This is a genomic window from Chitinophaga sp., from assembly GCF_035564935.1.
GTDB lineage: Bacteria > Bacteroidota > Bacteroidia > Chitinophagales > Chitinophagaceae > Chitinophaga.
This window is the reverse complement of record NZ_DATMTE010000406.1, coordinates 1-1622: the sequence shown is the minus strand read 5'-3', so window position 1 is coordinate 1622 and position 1622 is coordinate 1. Positions and strand designations below refer to the sequence as shown.

Here is a 1622-nt window from a genome sequence, read left to right as displayed (position 1 = left end):
GATAAAAATATAATGTTATCATCACCTTAACAAGTCAATAACCCGGTTTTTCCACTTGTTTTTATTATCTTGAAACAATAATTTTAGTGTAATGGTTTACTTGGTATAACGTCCTGCTGAGGAGCAGGACGTTTATATGTCCGCTACTTTATTTCATTTCTATTACCACCTTCCCGAAATAATTACCGCTACCCATATACTTAAAGGCTTCCTGGGCTTCGCTTACAGGGAATACGCTGTCTATTACCGGGTGAATATTATTTGTTTCCACGGCTGCCGCCAGTTCCTGGAAACTTTTCAGGCTGCCTACAGAATATCCCTGCAACCTGATATAGCTGCCTACTATGGTAAACAGGTCCAGCGGCAGCTGTGCGCCGGCAATAAAGCCCACCAGTCCTACAAAACCATTGAAGCCAACGGATTTCACGGAATTAACAATGGTGGCGGCGCCGGCAATATCCAACGTAGCGTGCACGCCATCCCCGGCGGTGATACGTTTTACTTCCTCGTGCCAGTGCGGATACTTTTTATAATCGATCACTTCATGGGCGCCGAGGTCTTTTAATTTTTTCAGCTTATCCGGATGGCTGCTGGTGGCAATTACTTTAGCGCCTGCAGCTAATGCTATCTGCATAGCAAAAAGGGATACGCCGCCGGTGCCTTGTGTGAGCACAGTTTGCCCGGCTTTGATGCCTGCGTAGCTCATGAGCCCCGTCCATGCAGTAACGCCGGCAACGGGTAATGTAGCGGCTTCCACGCTGGTTAAATTGGCAGGTGTGCGTACCAGCGCATATTCGGGAATCACGGCGTATTCCGCCAGCAGGCCGGGTGTGCTAACACCTGTTCTGATATGGTTGGTAGCCGGGGTGGCATACCCATGTTGCCAGCGTTGGTTATAGTGAATAGCTACCCGGTCGCCGTGTTGCCACCCGGTTACATGATCACCAATAGCTGCCACTATACCGGCGCCATCAGAGAGAGGAATGCGGGGCAGCGGCAGTTCCTTGCTGTAGGTGCCGGTGGCGAGCGCCACATCGAGGTAATTGAGCGCTGCGGCTTCAATTTTTACCAGTACTTCACCGGGGCCTGGCGTGGGAGTGGGTACTTCTTTCAGCTGTAAGCTTTCCAGTCCGAATGCCACCTGTTGTATTGCTTTCATAAGAACTATTTTTTTCTTTTCACAAAATTGCTCCCTAACTTCATATAAGACAAGTATGCACCATTTGGGAATGTAGATACCAAATGGATACTATTGTTGATTATCAAAGCATAAAAATGAAGAAATCCGGAAAAAATATTCATGCTGATACCGTTTGCGCGGTTGATTATGCTTTTCAACGGATTGGCGGCAAGCATAAAGGGCGTGTAATTTATCACCTGAGAAACGGGATAAGGAGATATGGAGAATTGCGCAGGCTCCTCACGGGCATAACGCCAAAAATGCTGACACAGGTGCTGAGGGAACTGGAAGATGATGACCTGGTAACCCGGCATGTATACCTGGAAGTACCGCCGCGTGTGGAATACCAGCTAACGGCTACGGGAAGGGAACTGCTGCCCTTCATCACCTTGCTGAGCGAGTGGGGGCGCAAACAGATGGGGATGGCGCCGCTGTGCGAACC

2 protein-coding genes are annotated in these 1622 nt (G+C 49.1%); one reads left to right on the top strand and one right to left on the bottom strand.

Features of this window, described 5'->3' with window-relative positions; genetic code table 11:
* Positions 1-148: 148 nt before the first annotated feature.
* Positions 149-1159 (bottom strand): NAD(P)-dependent alcohol dehydrogenase, encoded by a 1011-nt coding sequence (locus tag VN105_RS10665; protein WP_325640642.1) that lies wholly within the window; start codon positions 1157-1159, stop codon positions 149-151.
* 116 nt (positions 1160-1275) lie between these two features.
* On the opposite strand from VN105_RS10665, the gene VN105_RS10660 reads away from it, so the two are divergent.
* Positions 1276-1622 (top strand): helix-turn-helix domain-containing protein (locus tag VN105_RS10660; RefSeq protein ID WP_325640640.1); only part of this gene is annotated, 347 nt, incomplete at its 3' end.